Genomic DNA, 22,287 nt, shown 5'->3' with positions numbered 1-22,287 from the left:
GGCGAGGCCCGGCGCGCGCCGCAGCGTTGCGATCCGGCCGCGGCCGGATCGCGCATGACGGCAGCGAGGCGGCCTTACTTCTTCAGGCCGGCCTGACGCACCGCGCGGTCGGCGGCGGCCTGGCCGGCAGCCAGCGCCTGATCGACCGTCATCTGGCCCGCCACCGCACCCGCGATCGACTGGCCCACCACCGTGCCGAACGACTGGAATTCAGGAATCCCGACGTATTGCACGCCCGTGTACGGCACCTTCTTCAGCGACGGATCGTTGACGTCGGCCGTCTCGATCGCCTTCAGCACGAAATCCGAGAACGGCGCGGCGGCCTTGTACTCGGGGCGTGCGTAGGTCGACTGACGCGTGCCCGGCGGCACCGAGGCCCAGCCTTCGTCCTTGCCCACCGCTTCCACGTACTGCTTCGAGGTCGCCCAGGTGATGAACTTCTTGGCGGCGTCCTGTTGCTTCGACGTCTTCGGGATCGCCAGCGCCCAGGCCCACAGCCAGTGCGAGCCCTTCGGCGTGACGGCCACCGGCGCGGCCGCGAAGCCGATCTTGTCGGCCACCTGCGACTGCTGCTTGTTGTAGAGCATGCCGGCCGCGACCGTCGCGTCGATCCACATCGCGCACTTGCCCGAGGCGGTCAGCGTCAGGTTCTCGTTGAAGCCGTTCGAGCTGGCGCCCGGAGGGCCGTCCTTCTTCAGCAGGTTCACGTAGAACGTGATCGCCTTCTTCCATTCCGGCGAGGTGATCTGCGCGTTCCAGTTCTCGTCGAACCAGCGGCCGCCGTAGGTGTTCACGAGCGTCGACACGTAGGCCATGTTCTCGCCCCAGCCGGCCTTGCCGCGCAGGCAGATGCCGTAGGTGCCGTTGGCCTTGTCGGTCAGCTTGTCGGCGAACTGCTCGATCTGGTCGTAGGTCGGCTGGTCGGGCATCTTGAGGCCCTTGGCCGCGAACAGATCCTTGCGGTAGTAGGTCATCGAGCTTTCGACGTAGAACGGCAGCGCGTAGAGCTGGCCGTTGTACGACAGCGAATCGCGCGCCGTCTTCACCACGTCGTTCAGATCGTAGTCGGCGGCCAGGCCCGTCATCGGCGAGAGCCAGCCGCGCTTGCCCCATTGCGGCGCCTCGTAGGTGCCGATCGCCATCACGTCGAACTGGCCGCTGCCGGTGGTGATGTCGGTGGTCGCGCGCTGACGCAGCACGTTCTCTTCGAGGATCACCCAGTTGAGCTTGATGTCGGGGTTCGCTTTCTCGAACGCCGGCGACAGCTTCTTCAACTCGATCATGTCGGGGTTGTTCAGCGTCGCGATGGTCAGCGTCGCCGCCTGCGCGGCGAGCGCCGACGAGGCGAGCGCGGCGCCGGCGAGAAGTCGCACGGCGGCGGCGATGAGCGTCTGTCCTTGCATGGCATGTCTCCTGTGTCTGTGTTATCGATTGTCGTCTACGGTCTGTCGTCGATCGAGCAGGCGCGTGGCCTCACCCGTCTTGCTGCATCCCGCACGCGCGAGCGTAGCGGGCAATCGTCTGGCGGATCCGGAATCGGACCCAGGCGGCGGCATCGTCGCCGAGCGCGTGCGAACGGCGCGCCTCGTAGACATCCGGCAGCCATTGCGCCACCAGCGTCTCGGGCGGCGCGTGCCGCGCGAGGTTCGCGAACAGGCGCTCCACCGCGGCGGCCACGGCGGGCTGCAGCCAGTAATAGCGGATCCGGTCGCTGTAGCTGAACTGGCGCGCGAGGCGCTGCGCGGCTTCGTCGCCACGGTAGTACGGCGCCCAGTGTTCGGGGCGTGCGCGCATCGCGTCGTCCACCACGTCGCGCAACCGCGAGCGGGCAGTATCGTTCACCAGCGCGTCCTCGATGTACGACAACGCGAACAGCGCCTCGCGCAATGCGAACGTGAGGCCCGGGCCGACCTTCAGGATCGCGAAGTGATCGCGCACCAGCGCCGCGAGCGCGGCCTCGGTCTGGTAATCGGTGGAATGCGCCTCGAACACGAAGCGCGGCGTGTCGAGAATGCTGGCGGCCAGCTCGGCCGCTTTCGTCGGCGCGTAGTCGAGCACCTGGCGATCGTCGAAATCCACGCCCGGCTGCGCGACCACCGCCACCGTGCGCGACCACGCGGCGTCGAGCCCGTAGCGCGCGAACGCGTCGCGATGGGCGTCGAGCGTCACGCGTACGGCGTCGGCGCGCGTCACCTTGATGTGCGACATCGGGCCGGCGGCGGCATCGCCCTCGCCGGCGGTTTCGCCGCCCGGCACCGGCACTTCGGTGCCCACCACGTACACCGGCGCGGTGCCGGCCGCTTCGGCCGCGGCCTCGGCGGCGGCGCACAAGCGCGCGGCGCGCTCGGCCACCACGGTGTCGGACAGCGGCGCGACGTCGTCGGCGCAGGCCATGCTGGCGTCGAGATGGATCTTCGTGAAACCGGCGGCCACGTAGCCGGCCACCATGGTCGCGGCTTCCTGCATCGCGTCTTTCGCGTGCAGGTGCCGCCACGGGTTCGGGCCGAGGTGATCGCCGCCGAGCACGAGCCGCTCGACGGGGAAGCCGGTGCGCCGCGCCAGCGCCTCGACCTCGCGGCGGAAATCGGCCGGCGTGAGGCCGGTGTAGCCGCCGTGATGATTGACCTGGTTGCAGGTGGCCTCGATCAGCAGCGGCGAGCCGTCGTCGCGCGCGGCCTCGAACGCCGCCTCGAGCACCAGCGTATGGGCGCTGCAGACCGAATAGATGCCGCGCACCGCGCCCGCGCGGTTCGCGTCGAAGATCGCGCCGAGCGTGCGGCCCGCATCGGCGGTCGCGCGCGGTGTCGCCACGGAGCTCAGGCCGGACATGCGACACCTCGCTGGGTCAGGAACGCGACGATGTCGGCAGGCGAGCTGTTGCCCTCCATCGGGCCGACCTTGGCCACCGCCAGCGCACCGGCCGCGTTGGCGCGCGACAGCGCCGCGTCGATCGGCCAGCCCTGGATCAGGCTCGCCACCAGCGTGCCGCCGAAACAATCGCCGGCGCCGGTCGGATCGACCTCGGTGGTGTCGTAGCCGCCCACTTCGATCTGCCCCTGGCGGTCATACGAGGTGCTGCCGGCCGCGCCACGCTTGAGCACCACGCGCTCCAGCAGCGGCCGCGTGGCGAGCAGTCCGGCGATCGCGCGCTCGGGCGCCTGCGGGCCGCAGAAGAACGGCAGGTCGGCTTCGCTCGGCAGGAACAGGTGGCAGGCATCGAGCAAGGCTTCGAGCGCGGCGCGCATCGGCTTGAACGACAGCATTTCGGGGCGCACGTTCGGATCGAACGAGATCTTCGCGCCTACCCGCGCCGCCTCGATCACGCCGTGCTTGATCGCGGCGATCGCGTTCTCGCTGGTCAGCGACGAGCCCATCACGTGGTAATAGCGGCAGCCCTCGAACATCTCGGCCGTCACGTCGGCGGCCTCGAGCATGGCCGAGGCGCTGCCGTCGATGCTGTAGACGAACTGGCGGCTGCCATCGTCGCGATAGGCGACGAACGCCAGGCCGGTGGGCCGCGCCACGCGCCGGATCGCGCGCGATTCGACGCCGTGCGATTCGAGCCGCGCGACGATCGCATCGCCGAACGCGTCGCGCCCCACGCAGCCCGCGTAGGCCACCGAGGCGCCGAGCCGGGCCGCCTGATCGGCGAAGATGGCCGGCGCGCCGCTCGGGAACGGGCCGACGAACTCACCGGGCTCCGCAAAACCCTGGCCGCGCTTCAGGGCCACGAATTCGGCGAGCAGCTCGCCGGCGACGACGATCTCGGCCATGGCGTCAGCTCATCCAGTTGCCGCCGTCGACATTGAGCGTCTGGGCGGTGATGTAATCGGCATCGGCCGACGCGAGGAACAGCGCCGCGCCGGTCAGGTCGGCGGGCAGGCCCATGCGGCCGAGCGGCACCGCCTCGCCCACCAGGCGCTTCTTCTCGCCGAGCGGACGATTTTCGTAGCGCGCGAACAGCGCATCGACCTGCTCCCACATCGGGGTATCCACCACGCCCGGCGCGATGCCGTTGACGTTGATCCGGTGCGGCGCGAGCGCCAGCGCGGCCGATTGTGTGTAACTGAGCACGGCCGCCTTGCTTGCGCAGTAGTGCGAAACGAGTGCCTCGCCACGGCGGCCCGCCTGCGACGACATGTTGACGATCTTGCCGCCGCGGCCCTGCTCCACCATCCGCTGCGCCACGGCCTGCATCAGGAAGAACAGGCCCTTCACGTTGACCGCGAACACGCGGTCGTACACGTCCCAGGATTCGTCGAGCAGCGGGCGCATGTCGAACAGCGCCGCGTTGTTGAACAGGATGTCGACACCGCCGAAGCGCTCCACGGCGCTGGCGACGATCCGCGCGATGTCCTCGCGCTGCGTCACGTCGGCCGTGATGGCGACGGCGCGCTCGGGATGCGCCTCGATCAACGCCGCGAGCGAACCGCTCGCCGGCTTCAGGTCGACGAGCAGGCAACGTGCGCCCTCGTCCAGATAGCGCTGGGCGACTGCCTCGCCGATGCCGCTCGCGGCGCCCGTCAAAATCGCGACCTTGTCCTGCAATCTCACGAGTGTCTCCGATATCGTTATTCGTCGTTTCATTTGGCATTCAGCGAGCTAACGCCCACCGAATGATCATTTGCTCAGATTGCGATCGAATAATCGGATACCGGGCCGGTGCTGTCAAGGCGAAAACGCCGCTTTCGATGATGCGCTGCCGCATCGCGCGCAGCCGCTTGTTGCCGCACTTCATGCAGATTCGCGAGATACGTTATATCATTCGCTTTTCATCGTCCCGACTGGTGCCCTGCCATGGCCTCGACCTCACCCCTGCAAGCCCGCCTCGCCCGCGCCGATGCGTTTGCCGCCGAACACGGGCTGACGTGGACCCCGTTGCGCCGCCAGGTGTATGAAAAGGTGCTGGCCGCCCAGCGGCCGATCGGCGCCTACGACCTGATCGGCGAACTGGCGCCCGAGCGCGGCCGGATGCCGCCCACCACCGTCTATCGCGCGCTCGACTTTCTTGTCGAGCACGGTTTCATCCATCGCATCGAATCGAAGAATGCCTTCCTCGCCTGCTGCGAGATCGGACCGCCCCATCAAGGCCAGTTCCTGATCTGCGACTCGTGCGGCGACACGGTCGAGATTCCGGGCGCCGACCTGGCGCACCAGCTCTCGTCCTGCGAATCGGCTCACGGCTTCGAGATGCATCGCCAGGTGGTCGAGCTGACCGGCCTGTGCGGCGAATGCAAGACCCATCCGAAGGGCACGCCCCACGCGTGACCCGCCCCGCCGCGCGCCCGTCCGGGCGTGCGGTTTGCCCATCCCGTCAAGGACCAAGCATGACCTTCGCCGCCTCGTCGCGCGCGCCGCTGCGCGCCCGTTTCCGTCTGACCCGCTGGCTCGCCGCCGGCTGCGCCGCGCTCTCGCTCGCCGCACCGGCCGTGCCGGCCCTCGCCCAGACCGCCAAGGTGCAGGTGGTGGCCGCCGAGAATTTCTACGGCGACGTGGTCAAGCAGATCGGCGGAGCGAACGTCGCCGTGTCCAGCATCCTCAGCAATCCCGATCAGGACCCGCACCTGTTCGAAGCCAGCCCGAAAACCGCGCGCGCACTCCAGCACGCGAACCTGGTGGTCTACAACGGCGCCGATTACGACCCGTGGATGGGCAAGCTGCTGTCCGCCTCGAAGAACGCCACGCGCAAGGCCATCGTGGTGGCCGATCTGGTCGGCAAGAAGCCCGGCGACAACCCGCATCTCTGGTACGATCCCGCCACCATGCCGGCTGCCGCGAAGGCGATCGGCGCGGCGCTGTCCGAAGCCGATCCGGCCCACAAGGCCCAGTACGACGCGAACCTCGCCGGCTTCCTCGCCTCGCTCAAGCCGATCGACGCGAAGGTCGCCGCGCTGCGCGCGCAGTACAAGGGCGTGCCGGTCACGGCCACCGAGCCGGTGTTCGGCTACATGTCGGATGCGATCGGCCTCGAGATGCGCAACCTGAGCTTCCAGCTCGCCACCATGAACGACACGGAAGCCAGCGCGTCGGACATCGCCGCGTTCGAGAGCGACCTGCGCAACCGCAAGGTGAAGGCGCTCATCTACAACAGCCAGGCCGAGGAGCCGATGACGAAGCGGATGCTGAAGATCGCGAAGGACGCCTCGGTGCCCACCTTCAGCGTCACCGAGACGGAACCGGCCGGCAAGAACTTCCAGCAGTGGATGCTCACGCAGCTCGATGCGCTGAGCGCCGCGCTGGCCAAACATTGATTCCATGACCGCATCCCAACCCGCGCTCGCACTCGATCGCGTCACGCTCGAACTGGGCGGACGCACGATCCTGCGCGACGTGAGCCTGACCCTGGACGCCGGCGAATTCGTCGGCGTGCTCGGTCCGAACGGCGCCGGCAAGACCACCCTGATGCGCGCCGTGCTCGGCCTCGTGCCGGCCGCGCAGGGCGCCATCTCGGTGGCCGGCGCGCCGGTGGCGCGCGGCAATCCCGCCATCGGCTACATGCCGCAGATCCGCAGCGCGCTGGCCGGGCGCCGCGTGCGCGGCTACGATTTCGTCGCGATGGCGGCCGACGGCCATCGCTGGGGCCTGCCGAGCGTCAACCGCGAAACCCGCGCCGACGTCGCGCGCGTGCTCGAACTGGTGGGCGCCACGGCGCTGGCCCGGCGCCCGCTGTTCGAGCTGTCGGGCGGCGAACGCCAACGCCTGCTGCTCGCGCAATGCCTGCTCGGCTCACCAAAGCTGCTGCTGCTCGACGAGCCGCTGATCAGCCTCGACCCGCACCATCAGCGCGGCGTGGTCGAGCTGGTGCGACGCGTGCAGCAGGAGCTCGGCATTACCGTGCTGTTCTCCGCGCACGAACTGAATCCGCTGCTCAACGCGCTCGACCGCGTGCTCTATCTCGGCAACGGCACGGCCGCGCTCGGCACGGTGGACGAAGTGATCACCAAGCCGGTGCTGTCGCGCCTGTACGGCTCGCCGATCGACGTGATGCGCGTGAACGGCCGCATCTTCGTGATGTCGGGCGATGTCGAAGTGGAAAAACACGATCACGAACACGAGGACGACGGCGGGCACGGTCATTCGCACTCGCATGGCGGCCACGGCCACTCCAGCCACCCCGGTCACTCGCACGGCGGACACCAGCACGATGTTTGAATACGAATTCATGGTCAACGCGTTCATCGCGTCGGGCATCGTCGCGGTGCTGGCCGGCGTGGTGGGCTATTTCCTCGTGATGCGCGGGCAGACCTTCGCCGGCCACGCGCTCTCGCACGTCGGCTTCACCGGTGCGACCGGCGCGGTGCTGCTCGGCGTGTCGCCGATCTGGGGCATGGTGGGCTTCACGCTCGCGGCCGGCATCGCGATGGGCGCGCTCGGCGAGCGGCTCGCGGGCCGCGACGTGGCGATCGGCGTGACGCTGTCGCTCGCGCTCGGCGCGGGGCTGCTGTTCCTGCATTTCTATACGAGCTACGCCACCCAGGTCACGGCACTGCTGTTCGGCAACGTGCTCGGCGTGAGCCACGGCACGCTGATGGTGCTGGCCGGCATCGGCGCGGTCAGCCTGATCGCGCTGGCCGCGATCCTGCGCCCGCTGGTGTTCGCCTCGCTGCAGCCCGAGCTGGCCGAAGCCAAGGGCGTGTCGCTGCGGCTCGTGTCGGTGCTGTTCCTGGCGATCTGCGCGCTGGCCGTCGCGGCCTGCACGCAGATCGTCGGCGTGCTGCTGGTGTTCACGCTGCTGGTCGGCCCGGCCGCCGCCGCGCAGAACCTCAGCACGCGGCTGTCCACCGGCGTCGCGCTCGCGGCGCTGTTCGCGCTCGGCGAAGCGTGGTTCGGCGTGACGCTGGCCTACTACACCGACTGGCCGACCAGCTTCTGGATCACGGCGCTGTCGGCGCTGGCCTATGCGGCGAGCCTGGCCGGACGGCATCGCGCCGTCGCGTGACGCGGCCAGCCGGCAGCCGCACTGAACTGAACGCCTGAATCCCGCGCCGCCCTCGCCGCGCGGTGCATGAAAAAGCCCGCGGCACGATCGCTCGTGCCGCGGGCTTTGTCCTTTCTGCGTACCGGCTGATTTAGCTTATTCGGCCAGCAGCGTCTTCGCGTGATGCGCGATGTGATCGGCGATGAACGTCGAGATGAAGTAGTAGCCGTGATCGTAGCCTTCGTGGCTGCGCAGCGTGACCGGCTGATCGGCCTCGCGGCAGGCCGCCTCGAACAGATCCGGATTGAGCTGCTTGGCGAGGAACTGATCGGCCAGGCCCTGATCGATCAGGATGCCGTCGGCGTAGCGCGGCGCATCGCGGCGCGCGACCAGCTCGGTGGCGTCGTGCTCCTTCCACGCCTCGCGATCGTCGCCGAGATAACCGGCGAACGCCTTCTCGCCCCACGGGCAGCGCGTCGGCGCGACGATCGGCGCGAACGCCGACACCGAACGCCACACGCCCGGATGGCGCAGCGCCAGCGTCAGCGCGCCGTGGCCGCCCATCGAATGGCCGAAGATGCCGAGCCGCGTGCCGTCGATCGGCAGCGCGCCGAGCACCAGCGCGCGCAACTCGTCGACGATGTAGCTCTCCATCCGGTAATGCCTGGCCCACGGCTCGGCGGTGGCGTCGAGATAGAAACTCGCGCCCACGCCGAAATCCCACGCATCGGCCTCGCCCGGCACGCCCGCACCGCGCGGGCTGGTATCGGGCGTGATCAGCGCGATGCCGTGCTCGGCCGCGAAGCGCTGCGCGCCGGCCTTGATCATGAAGGTTTCCTCGGTGCAGGTCAGGCCCGCGAGGAAGAACAGCGCCGGCACGCGCGTCTCGTCGTGCACCGCCGACGGCGGCAGGTACACCGAGAACTTCATCGGCAGGCCGATGGTGGAGGAATCGTGGCGATAGAAGCGCTGCTCGCCGCCGAAGGCGGCATGCGACGAAACGATCTCGAACATGGTCTCGGCCTCGCGGGTCAGTACAGCACGACGGAGCGGATCGACTCGCCCTTCTTCATCAGGTCGAAGCCCTCGTTGATCTTCTCGAGCGGCATCGTGTGCGTGATCAGGTCGTCGATATTGAGCTTGCCTTCCATGTACCAGTCGACGATCTTCGGCACGTCGGTGCGGCCGCGCGCGCCGCCGAACGCCGAGCCCTTCCATTCGCGGCCCGTGACGAGCTGGAACGGACGCGTGCTGATTTCCTGGCCGGCCGCCGCCACGCCGATGATGAACGACTGGCCCCAGCCCTTGTGCGTGCACTCGAGCGCCTGGCGCATGGTCGTGACGTTGCCGATGCACTCGAACGAGTAATCCGCGCCGCCGTCGGTCAACTGGACGATGTGATCGACCACGTTCTCCACGTCCTTCGGGTTGATGAAGTGCGTCATGCCGAACTTCTTCGCCAGCTCGACGCGCGCCGGGTTGATGTCCACGCCGATGATCTTGTCGGCGCCCACCATCTTCGCGCCCTGGATCACGTTCAGGCCGATGCCGCCCAGGCCGAACACCACCACGTTGGCGCCCGCTTCCACCTTGGCCGAGTAGACCACCGCGCCCACCCCGGTGGTCACGCCGCAGCCGATGTAGCAGACCTTGTCGAACGGGGCGTCCTCGCGGATCTTCGCCACGGCGATTTCCGGCACGACGATGTAGTTCGAGAACGTGGAGGTGCCCATGTAATGGAAGATCGGCTTGCCGTCGATCGAGAAGCGCGACGTGGCGTCGGGCATCAGGCCCTTGCCCTGGGTGGCGCGGATCTTCTGGCACAGGTTGGTCTTGCGCGACAGGCAGAACTTGCACTCGCGGCATTCCGGCGTGTAGAGCGGGATCACGTGATCGCCCTTGCGCACCGTGCCCACGCCGGGGCCGACATCCACCACCACGCCCGCGCCCTCATGGCCGAGGATCGCCGGGAAGATGCCTTCCGGATCGGCGCCCGACATCGTGTAGTAATCGGTGTGGCAGATCCCCGTCGCCTTCACCTCGATCAGCACCTCGCCGGCGCGCGGGCCGGCCAGATCCACTTCCTCGATCGTCAGCGGCGCACCGGCCTTCCATGCAATCGCGGCTTTCGTCTTCATCGTTGATGCTCCTTGTCGGTGGTGTTGCGCGCAACGGGCGGCAACTGGGATTCCTTGTCCGGGCGCGGCACGCGTACACCCCGCGGCACGGCCGGAACCAGCCGGAAGTGTAAACGCCCATTGCCAAAACCGGCATGGCGTCACGCGACGAATCGATGTCGCGCCGCGTCGCATGCCGGCGTCGAAAACGGCGAGGAAAAAGCACGCCGGCAAGCCGTGCCTCGAAACGATCCGGCCCCATGAAAATCCGCGCCGGCTGGGGTTTACCCATCCGGCCATTGCGACGGTGCAAAAAACCTCTATTCGTCACGCGCGATACAGACCATAACCATGGCGATATTTGGCGACAGCGTCACGCGGTTTTTGACTGGATATAAATTCCGTGAATCCCACACCTGTCGCCCATCCATCATGATTTCCACGCATCCTCTAGCGAAAATCGCATATTCCGCCTGCAAATCGTGGAATAGCGCCCAGTGCTCTTGTTGGCGTCCGGCGATCCGCATAACGTCACACCACACCGATTACACGATCATGGAGTGAGACAGATGCAATCCAACACGGTCCATCCGTGCGACGAAATCCTGCCTGCCGGCAAGCTCGTCACGCTGGGTCTGCAACACGTTCTGGTGATGTACGCCGGCGCCGTCGCCGTGCCGCTCATCATCGGCAGCGCCCTGAAGTTGCCGAAGGATCAGGTGGCGTTCCTGATCAGCGCCGATCTGTTCGCATGCGGCATCGCGACGCTGATTCAAACGCTCGGCGTGTGGATCTTCGGCATCCGCCTGCCCGTCATCATGGGCTGCACGTTCGCCTCGGTCGGCCCGCTGGTGGCGATCGGCACCAATCCGAGCCTCGGCATCCTCGACGTGTTCGGCTCGACCATCGCGGCCGGCGTGATCGGTATCGTGATCGCGCCGGTGATCGGCAAGCTGCTGCGGTTCTTCCCGCCGGTGGTGGTCGGCACGGTGATCGCCGTGATCGGGCTGTCGCTGATGGGCGTCGGCATCAACTGGGCGGCCGGCGGCGTGGGCAACCCCGAATACGGCAACCCGCTGTTCCTCGGCCTGTCGCTGCTGGTGCTCGTGCTGATCCTGCTGATCAACAAGTTCGGCCGCGGCTTCGTCTCGAACATCGCGGTGCTGCTCGGCATCGTGGCCGGCTTCGGGATCGCGCTGGCGCTCGGCCGGGTGGATCTCGACGGCGTGACGGCGGCGCCGTGGGTCGGCTTCGTGATGCCGTTCCACTTCGGCATGCCGCACTTCGACACGCTCTCGATCGCGACCATGGTGATCGTGATGTTCGTCACGTTCATCGAATCGACCGGCATGTTCCTCGCGGTCGGCGACATGGTCGACCGGCCGGTCGATCAGCAGGCGCTGGTGCGCGGCCTGCGCGTGGACGGCCTCGGCACGCTGATCGGCGGCATCTTCAACTCGTTCCCGCACACCTCGTTCTCGCAGAACGTCGGGCTGGTCGGCGTGACGGGCGTGAAGAGCCGCTTCGTGTGCGTGACGGGCGGCGTGATCCTGGTGCTGCTCGGGCTGTTCCCGAAGATGGCGCAGATCGTCGCCTCGGTGCCGGCCTTCGTGCTCGGCGGCGCCGGCATCGTGATGTTCGGGATGGTGGCCGCCAACGGCGTGAAGACGCTGTCGCGCGTCGATTTCGTCGGCAACCACAACAACCTGTTCATCGTCGCCGTCAGCATCGGGCTGGGGCTCGTGCCGGTGGTGTCGCCGCACTTCTTCGCGAAGCTGCCGAGCGCGCTCGCGCCGATCCTGCACAGCGGCATCCTGCTCGCGTCGGTGTCGGCCGTGATCCTCAATGTGATGTTCAACGGCGTGCGCAGCGAGAAGCAGGCCGAATGCGAAATTCGCCGTGCCGGCAAGGATCTCGAACGGCGCACGGCCGACCTGCACTGATCGCGCCAAGCGTTGGCGGCTCGAACGAAAACGCCCGGCTTTTGCCGGGCGTTTTCATGGGTGGAGTTCGGCGCGGCACCGCCATGAAAAACGCCCCGGAGGCCGTGAGGCTTCCGGGGCGTTTTTTTGTTGCAAGCGAGTTGCGAGCGGATCGCGGCGCCGGGCGCCGCGTTCAGCCTGCCGTGGCTTGCGAGGCCGGTGCAGCCGGCGCCGCCTGCTTGCCGTAATCCACCGGCGCATCGGCTTCGCGCGGCTGATCGCCGGTCTGCTCGATCCAGCCACCGCCCAGTGCACGGTACAGGTCCACCAGGTTGGTCCAGCGCGCGAGGCGTGCCGAGATCAGCGTGGTTTGCGCCGTGTACAGGTCGGTTTGCGCCGTCAGCACCGTCAGATAACTGTCCACACCGTTGCGGTAGCGCAGGTCGGACAGATCGTAACGGCGCTGCTGCGCCTCTTCGTTGCGTGCCAGCGCCGCGATCTGCTGATCGTAGGTGCCGCGCGCCGCCAGGCCGTTCGACACTTCGCTGAACGCCGACTGGATCGCCTTCTCGTAGTTCGCGATCTCGATGCGCTTTTCCACATGCGCCAGATCGAGGTTCGCGATGTTCGAGCCGCCCTCGAAAATCGGCAGCGCGATGTTCGGCGCGAACGACCACGCCGCCGTGCCAGCCTTGAACAGGCCGCCCAGCGTCGGGCTCGCGGTGCCGAACGCGGCCGTCAGCGAGATCTTCGGGAAGAACGCCGCACGGGCCGCGCCGATGTTCGCGTTGGCCGCGCGCAATGTTTGCTCGGCCTCCATGATGTCGGGGCGGCGCGTCAGCAGATCCGACGGCAAGCCGGCCGGAATATCCGTCAGCAGGTTCTGGTTGTTCAGCGGCAAACCGGCCGGCAGATCGTCGGGCAGCGGCTCGCCGACCAGCAGCACCAGCGCGTTCACGGCTTGCGCGCGTGCCCGGGCTTGCGCCTGCTGATTGGCCAGCGCCTGCTCGACCACCGTCTGCGCCTGGCGCAGGTCCAGTTCCGAACCGGTGCCGTTGTCGAACTGCAGCTTCGTCAGGTTGTACGACGATTGCGCGTTCTTCAGCGTGTCTTCCGTGACCTTCAGCAGGTCGTCGGTCGATTGCAGCGTCAGATACTGATCCGCCACCTGCGAGACGAGCGAGATTTCCTGCGCCTTGCGGGCCTGTGCCGTCGACAGATATTGCGCCAGCGCCTGATCCTTCAGGCTCTGGATTCGGCCGAACAGGTCCAGCTCCCACGACGCCGACAAGCCGACGTTATAGGTACGCGTAATCAGCGGAGCGCCAGTGGTCGACACGCCGGCCGGCAACCGCTGGATCGAACCCGTACCGGTGCCGCCGAGCGTCGGCAGCAGTTCGGCGCGCGTGATCTGGTACTGCGCGCGCGCCGCCTCGATGTTGAGCACCGAGACACGCAGGTCGCGGTTGTTCTTCAGCGCCAATTCGATCAGTTGCTGCAAGCGCGGATCGGCGAAGAAGTTGCGCCAGCCGATGTCCGGCGCCGCCTGGTCTTGGGCGCTGCGTGCGTCGCTCGCGCCCGGCTGCGTCGCGTAGACGCCGTCGGACGGGAACGAACTCGACACGGGCGCATCCGGGCGCTTGTAATGCGGCGCCATCGTGCAGCCCGAAGCGACGAGCGCAAACGTCATAGCCGTCAAAACGATTTTTCGCATGGTCATCAATGTTCCTGGTTGCCGCCTTCTTGCGTGCGATGCGCGTGCTCCTGCGCGAGACGCAGTGCCTCGTCCGGATCTTCCTTTTCACCACCGAAGATCGAACGCACCTTCACGAAGAACATCGGGATCATGAAGATCGCGAGGAAGGTCGCGGTCACCATCCCGCCGATCACGCCCGTGCCGATCGCGTGCTGGCTGGCCGAACCCGCGCCGTTGCTGATCGCGAGCGGCAGCACGCCGAGAATGAACGCCAGCGACGTCATCAGAATCGGACGCAGCCGCAGCCGCGCCGCTTCCAGCGCCGCCTCGACCGGCCCCATCTTCTCGCTGAGCTGCAATTCACGCGCGAACTCCACGATCAGAATCGCGTTCTTCGCCGACAGCCCCACCGTGGTCAACAAGCCGACCTGGAAGAACACGTCGTTCTCGAGGCCGCGCAGCGTGGCCGCCAGCAGTGCGCCGATCACGCCGAGCGGCACCACCATGATCACCGAGAACGGGATCGACCAGCTTTCGTACAGCGCCGCCAGACACAGGAACACCACCAGGATCGAGATCGCGTAAAGGATCGGCGCCTGCGAACCCGATTGCAGTTCCTGGAACGACAGCCCCGTCCACGAGTAGCCGATACCGTTCGGCAGCTTGGTCGCGAGGTTCGACATCGCCGTCATTGCCTGGCCGGTACTCTTGCCCGCCGACGCCTGACCCTGGATTTCCATCGACGAAATCCCGTTGTAGCGCTCGAGCTTCGGCGAACCATACGTCCAGTGACCGGAGGCGAACGCACCGAACGGCACCATCCCGCCCGAGCCGTTGCGCACGTACCAGATGTTCAGATCTTCCGGCGTGGCGCGGAACGGCGCGTCGGCCATCACGTACACCTTCTTGATACGACCATCCGTATCGAGGAAGTTGTTGACGTATTGCGACGCCCACGCGATCGAGAAGGTCTGGTCGATCGAAGCCGCCGTCACGCCGAGCGCGTTGGCTTTCTCGCGATCGATATCGATCTTGTACTGCGGCGTGTCGTTCAGGCCGTTCGGGCGCACGCCTTGCAGCGTCGGGTCCTTGGCGGCCATGCCGAGCAACTGGTTGCGTGCCGCCATCAACGCGTCGTGGCCGAGGCCCGCGTTGTCGGTCAGCTCGAAGTCGAAGCCGGCTGCCGTGCCCAGTTCGGGAATCGACGGCGGGTTGAACGGAATGACGATCGCGTCCTTGTAGCCGCTGTAGCGTGCGAACATCCGCCCGATCAGCGCCTGCACCTTCTGGTTCGAGCTCTGACGCGCCGAATAATCCTTCAGCTTGACGAACACGAGACCGGAGTTCTGGCCGCGGCCGGCGAAGCTGAAGCCGTTCACGGTGAACGCCGATTCGACGATGTCCTTCTCGTCGTTGAGCACGTAATCGGAAATGTTCTTCAGCGTGCGCGCCGTGGTTTCCTGGGTGGAACCCGACGGCGTTTGCACGATCACGAACATCAGGCCCTGATCTTCATCGGGCAGGAACGACTTCGGCAGGCGCACGAACAGGAAGCCCACGCCGATGATCACCGCCAGATAGATGATCAGCCAGCGGCCCGAGCGCTTGATCACGTGATGCACGCCCTTGTGGTACTTGTCGCGGCTGTTGTTGAAGTTGCGGTTGAACCAGCCGAAGAAGCCCTTCTTCTCTTCGTGATGGCCCTGCGGAATCGGCTTGAGCAGCGTCGCGCACAAGGCCGGCGTCAGGATCAACGCCACCAGCACCGACAGCACCATCGCCGACACGATCGTCAGCGAGAACTGACGATAGATCGCGCCGACCGAGCCGCCCGAGAATGCCACCGGCACGAACACGGCCGACAGCACCAGCGCCACGCCCACCAGCGCGCCGGTGATCTGGCCCATCGCCTTCTTGGTGGCCTCCTTCGGCGAGAGCCCCTCCTCCGACATCACGCGCTCGACGTTCTCCACCACCACGATCGCATCGTCCACCAGCAAGCCGATCGCGAGCACCAGGCCGAACATCGACAGCGTGTTGATCGAGAAGCCCACCGCCGACATGATCGCGAACGTGCCGAGCAGCACCACCGGCACGGCGATCGTCGGGATGATCGTGGCCCGCAGGTTCTGCAGGAACAGATACATCACGAGGAACACCAGCACGATGCCTTCCAGCAGCGTCTTGACCACTTCCTCGATCGACAGGCGCACGAACGGCGTGGTGTCGTACGGGTACTTGACGGTCAGGCCGTGCGGGAAGTATTTCGACAGTTCGTCGATCTTCGCGCGCACCGCGTTGGCTGTTTGCAGCGCGTTGGCGTTGGTCGCGAGCTGGATGCCGAGACCGGCCGTCGGCTGGCCGTTGTACTTCGTGTCGAAGTTGTAGTTCTCGCCGCCGAGGCTCAGCTTCGCGACGTCCTTCAGCCGAACCTGCGAACCATCCTGATTGACCTTCAGCAGGATGTTGCCGAACTGCTCCGGCGTCTGCAGCAAGGTTTGCTCGGTGATGGTGGCCTGCAGCACCGTGCCCGGCACCGCCGGCGTGCCGCCGATCTGGCCGCCCGCGATCTGCACGTTCTGCGCGGTGATCGCGCTGGTCACATCGACCGGCGTGAGGCTGTAGTTGGTGAGCTTGGTCGGATCGAGCCAGATCCGCATCGCGTACTGCGAGCCGAACAGCGTGACGGTACCGACGCCGTTCAGACGGCTGACCGGATCCTCCACGTGCGAAGCCACGTAGTTGGCGAGGTCGTACTTGTTCATGCTGCCGTCTTCGGACGTGAAGGCGAGCACCAGCAAGAAGCTGCTGCTCGACTTCGTGACCTTCAGACCGAGCTGCTGCACGACCTGCGGCAGAATCGGCGTCGCGAGCGACAGCTTGTTCTGCACCTGCACCTGCGCGATGTCCGGATTGGTACCGGCCGCGAACGTCAGCGTGATGGTCGACGTACCCGAATCGTCACTCGTGGAGGACATGTACAGGAAGTTGTCGAGACCGCTCATCTGCTGCTCGATCACCTGCGTGACCGTGTCCTCGACCGTCTTCGCCGAAGCGCCCGGGTACGTCGCGGAGATCTGGATGGACGGCGGCGCGATCGTCGGATACTGCGCGATCGGCAACGTGAAGATCGACGCGATACCCGCGAGCATCAGGATGATGGCGATCACCCACGCGAAGATCGGGCGATCGATAAAAAACTTTGCCATGAAACAGGCTCCCTGTGGTTACGCGCCCGAAGCCGCGGTCGCACTCGCTGCCGAACCTGCCGCCGCGCTGGCCGGCGTAGCGGCCGAGGCACCCGACGCACCCGATGCCGCGACACCCTGGTCGGATGCCGAACTCGGCTGGCTGCTCGGATCGGTACCGGCGTTCTGGTTCGGCGGCAGTTGCGCCGCGACCGGCTTGACCGTCATGCCCGGCTGGACCTTGCCCACGCCCTGCACGATCACGCGGTCGCCCGTTTGCAGGCCACCCTCGACCACCCAATCCTGACCGTAGGTGCCCGAGGTCGTCAGCACGCGCGAGACGATCTTGTTGTCCGCGCCGACCACCAATGCCGTCGGCTGGCCCTTCGGATCGTGCTGGACGCCGATCTGCGGCACCAGGTACGCGTTGTCGTTGGTGCCTTCCTCGATGCGAGCGCGCACGAACATGCCGGGCAGCAGCACGCGGTTCGGATTCGGGAAGATCGCGCGGATCGTGACCGAGCCGGTGGTCTGGTCGACCGTCACATCGGTAAATTGCAGCTTGCCTTCGAGCGGGTAGGTCTTGCCGTCTTCCAGCACCAGCTTGACCTTGGCCGCGTTCGGGCCGGCCGTCTTGATCCGGCCGCTCTGGATGTCCTGGCGCAGCTTCAGGCCGTCGAGGCTCGATTGCGTCAGGTCCACATACATCGGATCGATCTGCTGGATGGTCGACAGCAGCGTGGCCGCGCTGGCCTGCACGTAAGCGCCCGGCGTCACTTGCGAGATGCCGATGCGGCCGGTGATGGGCGAGAGCACATCGGTGTAGCCGAGGTTGATCTGCGCGGTATCCACGGCGGCCTTGCCCGACGCGACGTCGGCGGCGGCCTGGCCGGCCGAGGCCACGGCGTTGTCGTAATCCTGCTTGCTGACCGCGTTCGCGGCCACCAGCACCTTGAAGCGCGCGGCCTGCGCGTTGGTCGAGGCCAGGTTGGCCTGGGCCTTGGCGAGCGTGGCCTTGGCGCTGTTCAACGTGGCGATATACGGGGCGGGATCGATCTTGTAAAGACGCTGACCTGCCTTCACATCACCCCCTTCGGTGAACTCGCGGCGCAGCACGATGCCGTCGACCCGTGCCCGCACTTGGGCAACCAGGAAGGCATTGGTACGGCCCGGCAGTTCGGAGACGACCGGCACGGATTGCGGCTGGACCGTCACGACGCCGACTTCCGGTGTCTGCTGAGGCGGGGCCGATTGTTTTTGTCCGCAGGCGGCAAGGAAGACTGCTGCCGCAGCGACACTGATTAAGCGGTATGGAACCCGTTCGACGCGCATGGAACGACCTCATTTGTAACAAAAGAAGTAAGTGCTTGGCCTGGGGCCGCGACACGAATGCGCCGTGAGGCGCCGATCGAACACACCAGAAATGCAGGACTACGAATACGACAACGACGACAACGGCACGCAGGCCGCCGTGCCGGGAGACGCCGCAGCGAACGCGGCGCGATACGGAAGGGAAATCAGCAGAAAGGGATATTAACTGATTGCCACGCGGGTATTCGATCTACTGCTTGGGTCCTTCGATCGTGGGTGGTATTGTATATACGTTCGTGTATGTATGTAAAAGACGTTCATGAACGATACAAATTCTTACAAATTACCGACGATTACGAACGTAAGTTCACACCCGACTCCTCTCGCCGGGTGAGGTCGTCAGCGCCGACATCCCATACAGGCACCCGCCATGGTCAGACGTACCAAAGAGGACGCGCTTGCGACCCGCAACGGCATCCTCGACGCCGCCGAACAGGTTTTTTTCGAAAAAGGCGTCTCGCACACGACGCTGGCCGATATCGCCCAGCATGCGGGCGTGACGCGCGGCGCGATCTACTGGCACTTCGCCAACAAGAGCGAGTTGTTCGATGCGATGTTCGACCGTGTGTTCCTGCCGATCGACGAGTTGAAGGCGACCTCCGACAAGCCGCGCGCCGATCCGCTCGGGCGCATCCGCAAAATCCTGGTGTGGTGTCTGCTCGGCGTGGCGCGCGATTCGCAACTGCGGCGCGTGTTCAGCATCCTGTTCATGAAATGCGAGTACGTGGCCGATCTCGAACCGCTGCTGCAGCGCAATCGCGCCGGCATGTCGGAGGCCCTGCACAACATCGAGGGTGACCTGAAGCAGGCCGTCGCCAACGGCGAATTGCCGGCCGATCTCGACACCTGGCGCGCGACGCTGATGCTGCACACGCTGGTCAGCGGCTTCGTGCGCGACATGCTGATGTTGCCCGACGAAATCGATGCCGAGCAGCACGCCGAGCCGCTGGTCGACGGCGTGTTCGACATGCTTCGACTCAGCCCCTCGCTGCGGCGCCCGCCGTCCGCCTGACGTCCGCCGAAACCGGCGGCGCAGCCCTGCCGTTCCCGCCTCGATGAAAACGCCGCATCGCGATGCGGCTGCCTGCCCGGTGCGCTAGTCCAGCCAGTGCGCCAACGCGAGCGCCACGATCACCACCGCCACCACCGCGAGCCATACCCACGGCGGCACGATCACGCCGAGACCGGAGCCGGGCTCGGGCGACAATGTCCCGCGCCCGGATAACGCACCGCCGAATCCCGATTGCGCCCGTGCGCGCCGCAACGCGGCCGACAGCCCGTCGGGCCGCCGGAACACATGCCGACGGCGCAGCCCGGCCGTGGCGAGGTTCGGCGCGAGACCGTGCCGGGCCAGCAGGGTGGCGCTGAATTCGTTGAAGAAATCGTCGGCGAAGCGCAGCAGGCCCTCTTCGATCTGCCGGTAGCGCAGTTCGGCCAGCGGGCCGGCCGCGGTCGCGCGGATGGCGTAATGGATGCGGGTGGAGACGGCCTCGCCGTTTCGATGGGTGCCGAGGCGCACCTCGAGCTGGCCGCGCAACACGCCGCCGCCGTCGGTGCGGGCAATGAACAGCAGCGTGCGGCGTGGCCGATGGCCGGCCGCCGGAGGCTGAAGATGCACGCGCACCGTGTAGCGCGCGCGCAGTGGACCGAACGGCACGGTCAGCTTGAGCGAGTAGTCGTCGGCGGAGAGCCGGGTCAACGCGTCGCAATGCTCGGCGCTCGCCCGCAGCAGCGCGAGATCCTGCAACGCCGCCCAAACGTCCGACGGCGCAAGCGGAATGCGCAGCGCGTCGTTCAGCTCCATGCCTCTCCCCGATTTCGCGGTCGCGCCGCGCCACCCTGCGATGCCGTCGTGCCGGCGACGGTCGAAAAAAAACCACGGCCCGAGCCGTGGTTTTCATTATCTAGTATCTGCGGCAATTGTGCGCAGGCCGCCGCCGCTGTTGCGCGCGCGACGCGCTTACTGCGCGGCCCAGGTGAAGGCCGTCTTGGCGCCACCCTTGGCCGGCACGGTGACGCTGTGAGTCTGCACCTTGCCGTTGTAATCGGCCGTCACCTTGTACGAACCCGGCTTCAGGCGAACCAGCATGTACGGGCCGCGCGTGTCGGCCTTCAGGGCCTCGCCGCCATGGCCCGAAATCGAGACGTGCACACCCGACAGGAATTCGCCGCCCGCGCCCGTGAAGCGCATCGACAGCGGCCATTGATGCTCGGCCTGCTGAAACGCATGGGATTCGTCGAGGCCGACGCCACCCGACACGTAGCTGACATCGCCCTGCTGCTGCGCGTCAGGCAGCGCGGACTGCGCATAAGCGCCGCCGACGAGGCCGAAGGACAGTGCGGCGACGAGCAGGAACTTCGAAATGTGTTGTTGTTGCATGGTTAGTCTCCTTCCTTGCAAAAAAGGAATGGTGGCGCCCCGGGCACCACCGTGAATCCGGGCCTTTTACCCGATCGGGCGCTATACCAGCAAAAATCGCGCCAGATGCTTGCCTCGCCCGGTCAGCTCAGATCGACCGGCACGAAAATCTGCGCGTTGTCGCGCTGGATCAACAGCGCCAGGCTGTTGCCCGCGCTCTTGACCGCATCGCGCAACTGCTCGGGGCTCGTGACCGGCCGGCCGTTGACCGCGAGGATCACGTCGCCCGGCTGCACGCCGGCGTTGGCGGCCGGCCCGCTGGCCTGCTGCACCATCAGGCCGTGCGTGAGCGAAGTGCCGGCGCGCTCCTGCGGGCTCAACTGCCGCACCGCCACGCCGAGGCGCCCCTGTTCGGCCGGTTCGTCGTTGCTGGCGGTTTGCTGGCTATCCGTCAGAGAAGCGAGCGTGACCGTGACATCCTTGCGCGACTTGTCGCGCCAGATCTGCAGATCGGCCTTGGTGCCCGGCTTCAGGCTGGCGATCTGGCCGGGCAGCATCGTCGAATCCTGCACCGGCGTGCCGTTCACCGACAGGATCACGTCGCCCGGCTGCAGGCCCGCCTTGGCGGCCGGCCCCTTCGGATCGACCGAGCTGACCAGCGCGCCGTCGGGCTTCTGCAACCCGAACGAGCTGGCGAGCGTCTGGTCGAGGCCCTGCACGGCCACGCCGAGACGGCCGCGGCTCACATGGCCGGTCTGCACCAGTTCGTCCTTGACCTTGATCGCCTCGTTGATCGGAATCGCGAACGACAGGCCCTGGAAGCCGCCCGTCTGCGAATAGATCATCGAGTTGATGCCGATCACCTCGCCTTGCAGGTTGAACAACGGGCCGCCCGAGTTGCCGGGGTTGACCGGCACGTCGGTCTGGATGAACGGCGTGTAGTTCTCGTCCGGCAGCGCGCGCGACTTAGCGCTGATGATGCCCGACGTCACGGTGTTGTCGAAGCCGTACGGCGAGCCGATCGCCACCACCCACTGGCCGACCTTGCTCTGCTGCGGATCGCCGATCTTGACCACCGGCAGGTTCGACGCGTCGATCTTCAGCACCGCGACGTCGGATTGCTTGTCGGCACCGATCACCTTGGCGCGGTATTCGCGCTTGTCGGTCAGCTTGACGGTGACGACGTTGGCGCCGTCGATCACGTGCGCGTTGGTCAGGATGTAGCCGTCGGGGCTGACGATGAAGCCCGAACCGAGGCTCGTGCTCGGTTGGTCCTGATCCTGGCCGCCACCGCCGCCACCGCCCATGCCCGGCACCTGGCCGTAAAAGTGCTTGAAGAACTGGTAGAACGGATCGCTCGGATCGATCGGCAACTGCTGCGCGCCGCCGCCACCGCCGCGCCGCGCCGAGGTCTTCACCACGTGCTTGGCGCTGATGTTCACGACGGCCGGGCCGTAGGTTTCGACCAGGCCCGAGAAATCGGGAATGCCCGTCTTCGCGGCCGCCTCGGCCGGCATCAGCGCGGCGGCCTGCGCCGGCGAGATGATCTGGGGCGGCGCGGCGTGATGCGTGCCGGCGACGTACGTTGCGGACAATGCAGCCGCTACGGCCACGACAATGGCGCTGCGCGCCAGGAAACGGGTGTTCATCGTGCTACCTCCTCGTTGATGGTTCGCAGCGTAAAGGGACTGTCTTAAAGGAGGCTTAACCGAAGCG

The 22,287-nt window shown here is 66.6% G+C and carries 18 protein-coding genes; 6 read left to right on the top strand and 12 right to left on the bottom strand.

The features are described 5' to 3' along the window. Positions 1 to 74: 74 nt before the first annotated feature. The 4 genes from AB4851_RS19485 to AB4851_RS19470 form a co-directional block, all read right to left on the bottom strand. Positions 75 to 1,403 (bottom strand): ABC transporter substrate-binding protein, encoded by a 1,329-nt coding sequence (locus AB4851_RS19485; protein WP_414442949.1) that lies wholly within the window; start codon positions 1,401 to 1,403, stop codon positions 75 to 77. A gap of 70 nt (positions 1,404 to 1,473) precedes the next feature. Next, on the bottom strand, positions 1,474 to 2,829 hold the full coding sequence (locus AB4851_RS19480) for a D-tagatose-bisphosphate aldolase, class II, non-catalytic subunit (RefSeq protein WP_414451116.1): 1,356 nt from the start codon (positions 2,827 to 2,829) through the stop codon (positions 1,474 to 1,476). Beyond that, positions 2,817 to 3,773: a sugar kinase gene (locus AB4851_RS19475; RefSeq protein WP_414451115.1), complete on the bottom strand. Its 957-nt coding sequence runs from the start codon at positions 3,771 to 3,773 to the stop codon at positions 2,817 to 2,819. Before AB4851_RS19475 ends, AB4851_RS19480 begins: the two co-directional genes overlap by 13 nt. 4 nt (positions 3,774 to 3,777) lie before the next feature. Continuing rightward, positions 3,778 to 4,554 (bottom strand): L-iditol 2-dehydrogenase, encoded by a 777-nt coding sequence (locus AB4851_RS19470; protein ID WP_414451114.1) that lies wholly within the window; start codon positions 4,552 to 4,554, stop codon positions 3,778 to 3,780. 243 nt (positions 4,555 to 4,797) lie between these two features. Here AB4851_RS19470 and AB4851_RS19465 point away from each other — a divergent pair, with 243 nt between their 5' ends. The 4 genes from AB4851_RS19465 to AB4851_RS19450 are packed head-to-tail and all read left to right on the top strand — an operon-like array spanning position 4,798 to position 7,939. Further along, complete coding sequence (locus AB4851_RS19465; protein WP_414442953.1) at positions 4,798 to 5,268, top strand: Fur family transcriptional regulator; 471 nt, start codon at positions 4,798 to 4,800, stop codon at positions 5,266 to 5,268. Between the two features lie 59 nt (positions 5,269 to 5,327). Then, a complete protein-coding gene (locus tag AB4851_RS19460; protein WP_414451113.1) occupies positions 5,328 to 6,251 on the top strand; it encodes a metal ABC transporter solute-binding protein, Zn/Mn family in 924 nt (307 codons plus the stop codon). A gap of 4 nt (positions 6,252 to 6,255) precedes the next feature. Next, positions 6,256 to 7,152 (top strand): ABC transporter ATP-binding protein, encoded by an 897-nt coding sequence (locus tag AB4851_RS19455; protein WP_414451112.1) that lies wholly within the window; start codon positions 6,256 to 6,258, stop codon positions 7,150 to 7,152. Further along, positions 7,145 to 7,939 carry a metal ABC transporter permease gene (locus AB4851_RS19450; RefSeq protein ID WP_414442956.1) on the top strand — a complete coding sequence of 265 codons (795 nt, stop codon included), beginning with the start codon at positions 7,145 to 7,147 and terminating at the stop codon, positions 7,937 to 7,939. The genes AB4851_RS19455 and AB4851_RS19450 overlap by 8 nt, the downstream gene beginning before the upstream one ends. A gap of 135 nt (positions 7,940 to 8,074) precedes the next feature. Here AB4851_RS19450 and fghA read toward each other — a convergent pair whose 3' ends face one another. Together fghA and AB4851_RS19440 are read right to left on the bottom strand one after the other, a co-directional pair. Further along, the gene (gene fghA, locus AB4851_RS19445) at positions 8,075 to 8,932 is read right to left on the bottom strand and encodes an S-formylglutathione hydrolase (RefSeq protein ID WP_414451111.1); all 858 of its coding nucleotides are present in this window, start codon (positions 8,930 to 8,932) and stop codon (positions 8,075 to 8,077) included. A gap of 17 nt (positions 8,933 to 8,949) precedes the next feature. Beyond that, a complete protein-coding gene (locus AB4851_RS19440) occupies positions 8,950 to 10,056 on the bottom strand; it encodes an S-(hydroxymethyl)glutathione dehydrogenase/class III alcohol dehydrogenase (RefSeq protein ID WP_414442958.1) in 1,107 nt (368 codons plus the stop codon). A 548-nt stretch (positions 10,057 to 10,604) separates the two neighbouring features. On the opposite strand from AB4851_RS19440, the gene AB4851_RS19435 reads away from it, so the two are divergent. Next, a complete protein-coding gene (locus AB4851_RS19435) occupies positions 10,605 to 11,978 on the top strand; it encodes a nucleobase:cation symporter-2 family protein (protein ID WP_414451110.1) in 1,374 nt (457 codons plus the stop codon). A gap of 172 nt (positions 11,979 to 12,150) precedes the next feature. Here AB4851_RS19435 and AB4851_RS19430 read toward each other — a convergent pair whose 3' ends face one another. The 3 genes from AB4851_RS19430 to AB4851_RS19420 are packed head-to-tail and all read right to left on the bottom strand — an operon-like array spanning position 12,151 to position 18,173. Beyond that, positions 12,151 to 13,671, bottom strand: a complete 1,521-nt coding sequence (locus AB4851_RS19430; protein ID WP_414451109.1) for an efflux transporter outer membrane subunit — start codon at positions 13,669 to 13,671, stop codon at positions 12,151 to 12,153. 5 nt (positions 13,672 to 13,676) lie between these two features. Then, on the bottom strand, positions 13,677 to 16,862 hold the full coding sequence (locus AB4851_RS19425) for an efflux RND transporter permease subunit (RefSeq protein WP_414451108.1): 3,186 nt from the start codon (positions 16,860 to 16,862) through the stop codon (positions 13,677 to 13,679). A gap of 18 nt (positions 16,863 to 16,880) precedes the next feature. Then, positions 16,881 to 18,173 carry an efflux RND transporter periplasmic adaptor subunit gene (locus AB4851_RS19420; RefSeq protein WP_414451107.1) on the bottom strand — a complete coding sequence of 431 codons (1,293 nt, stop codon included), beginning with the start codon at positions 18,171 to 18,173 and terminating at the stop codon, positions 16,881 to 16,883. 409 nt (positions 18,174 to 18,582) lie between these two features. Between AB4851_RS19420 and AB4851_RS19415 the strand changes: the two genes are divergently transcribed. Then, the gene (locus AB4851_RS19415) at positions 18,583 to 19,224 is read left to right on the top strand and encodes a TetR family transcriptional regulator (protein ID WP_414442963.1); all 642 of its coding nucleotides are present in this window, start codon (positions 18,583 to 18,585) and stop codon (positions 19,222 to 19,224) included. 84 nt (positions 19,225 to 19,308) lie between these two features. Here the strand turns inward: AB4851_RS19415 and AB4851_RS19410 are convergent, their stop codons facing one another. The 3 genes from AB4851_RS19410 to AB4851_RS19400 form a co-directional block, all read right to left on the bottom strand. Then, positions 19,309 to 20,016, bottom strand: a complete 708-nt coding sequence (locus tag AB4851_RS19410; RefSeq protein ID WP_414442964.1) for a CoxG family protein — start codon at positions 20,014 to 20,016, stop codon at positions 19,309 to 19,311. Between the two features lie 156 nt (positions 20,017 to 20,172). Beyond that, entirely contained in the window at positions 20,173 to 20,592 is a 420-nt protein-coding gene (locus AB4851_RS19405; RefSeq protein ID WP_414451106.1) for a carboxypeptidase regulatory-like domain-containing protein, read from the bottom strand. A 122-nt stretch (positions 20,593 to 20,714) separates the two neighbouring features. Next, positions 20,715 to 22,220, bottom strand: coding sequence for a DegQ family serine endoprotease (locus AB4851_RS19400; protein WP_414451105.1), 1,506 nt, complete (start codon positions 22,218 to 22,220; stop codon positions 20,715 to 20,717). Between the last annotated feature and the right edge of the window lie 67 nt (positions 22,221 to 22,287).

The sequence above is a fragment of the Burkholderia sp. 22PA0099 genome, assembly GCF_047497165.1.
Taxonomy (GTDB): Bacteria; Pseudomonadota; Gammaproteobacteria; order Burkholderiales; family Burkholderiaceae; genus Burkholderia.
The sequence above is the reverse complement of the archived record's forward strand: the minus strand, read 5'-3'. Positions and strand labels throughout refer to the sequence as shown.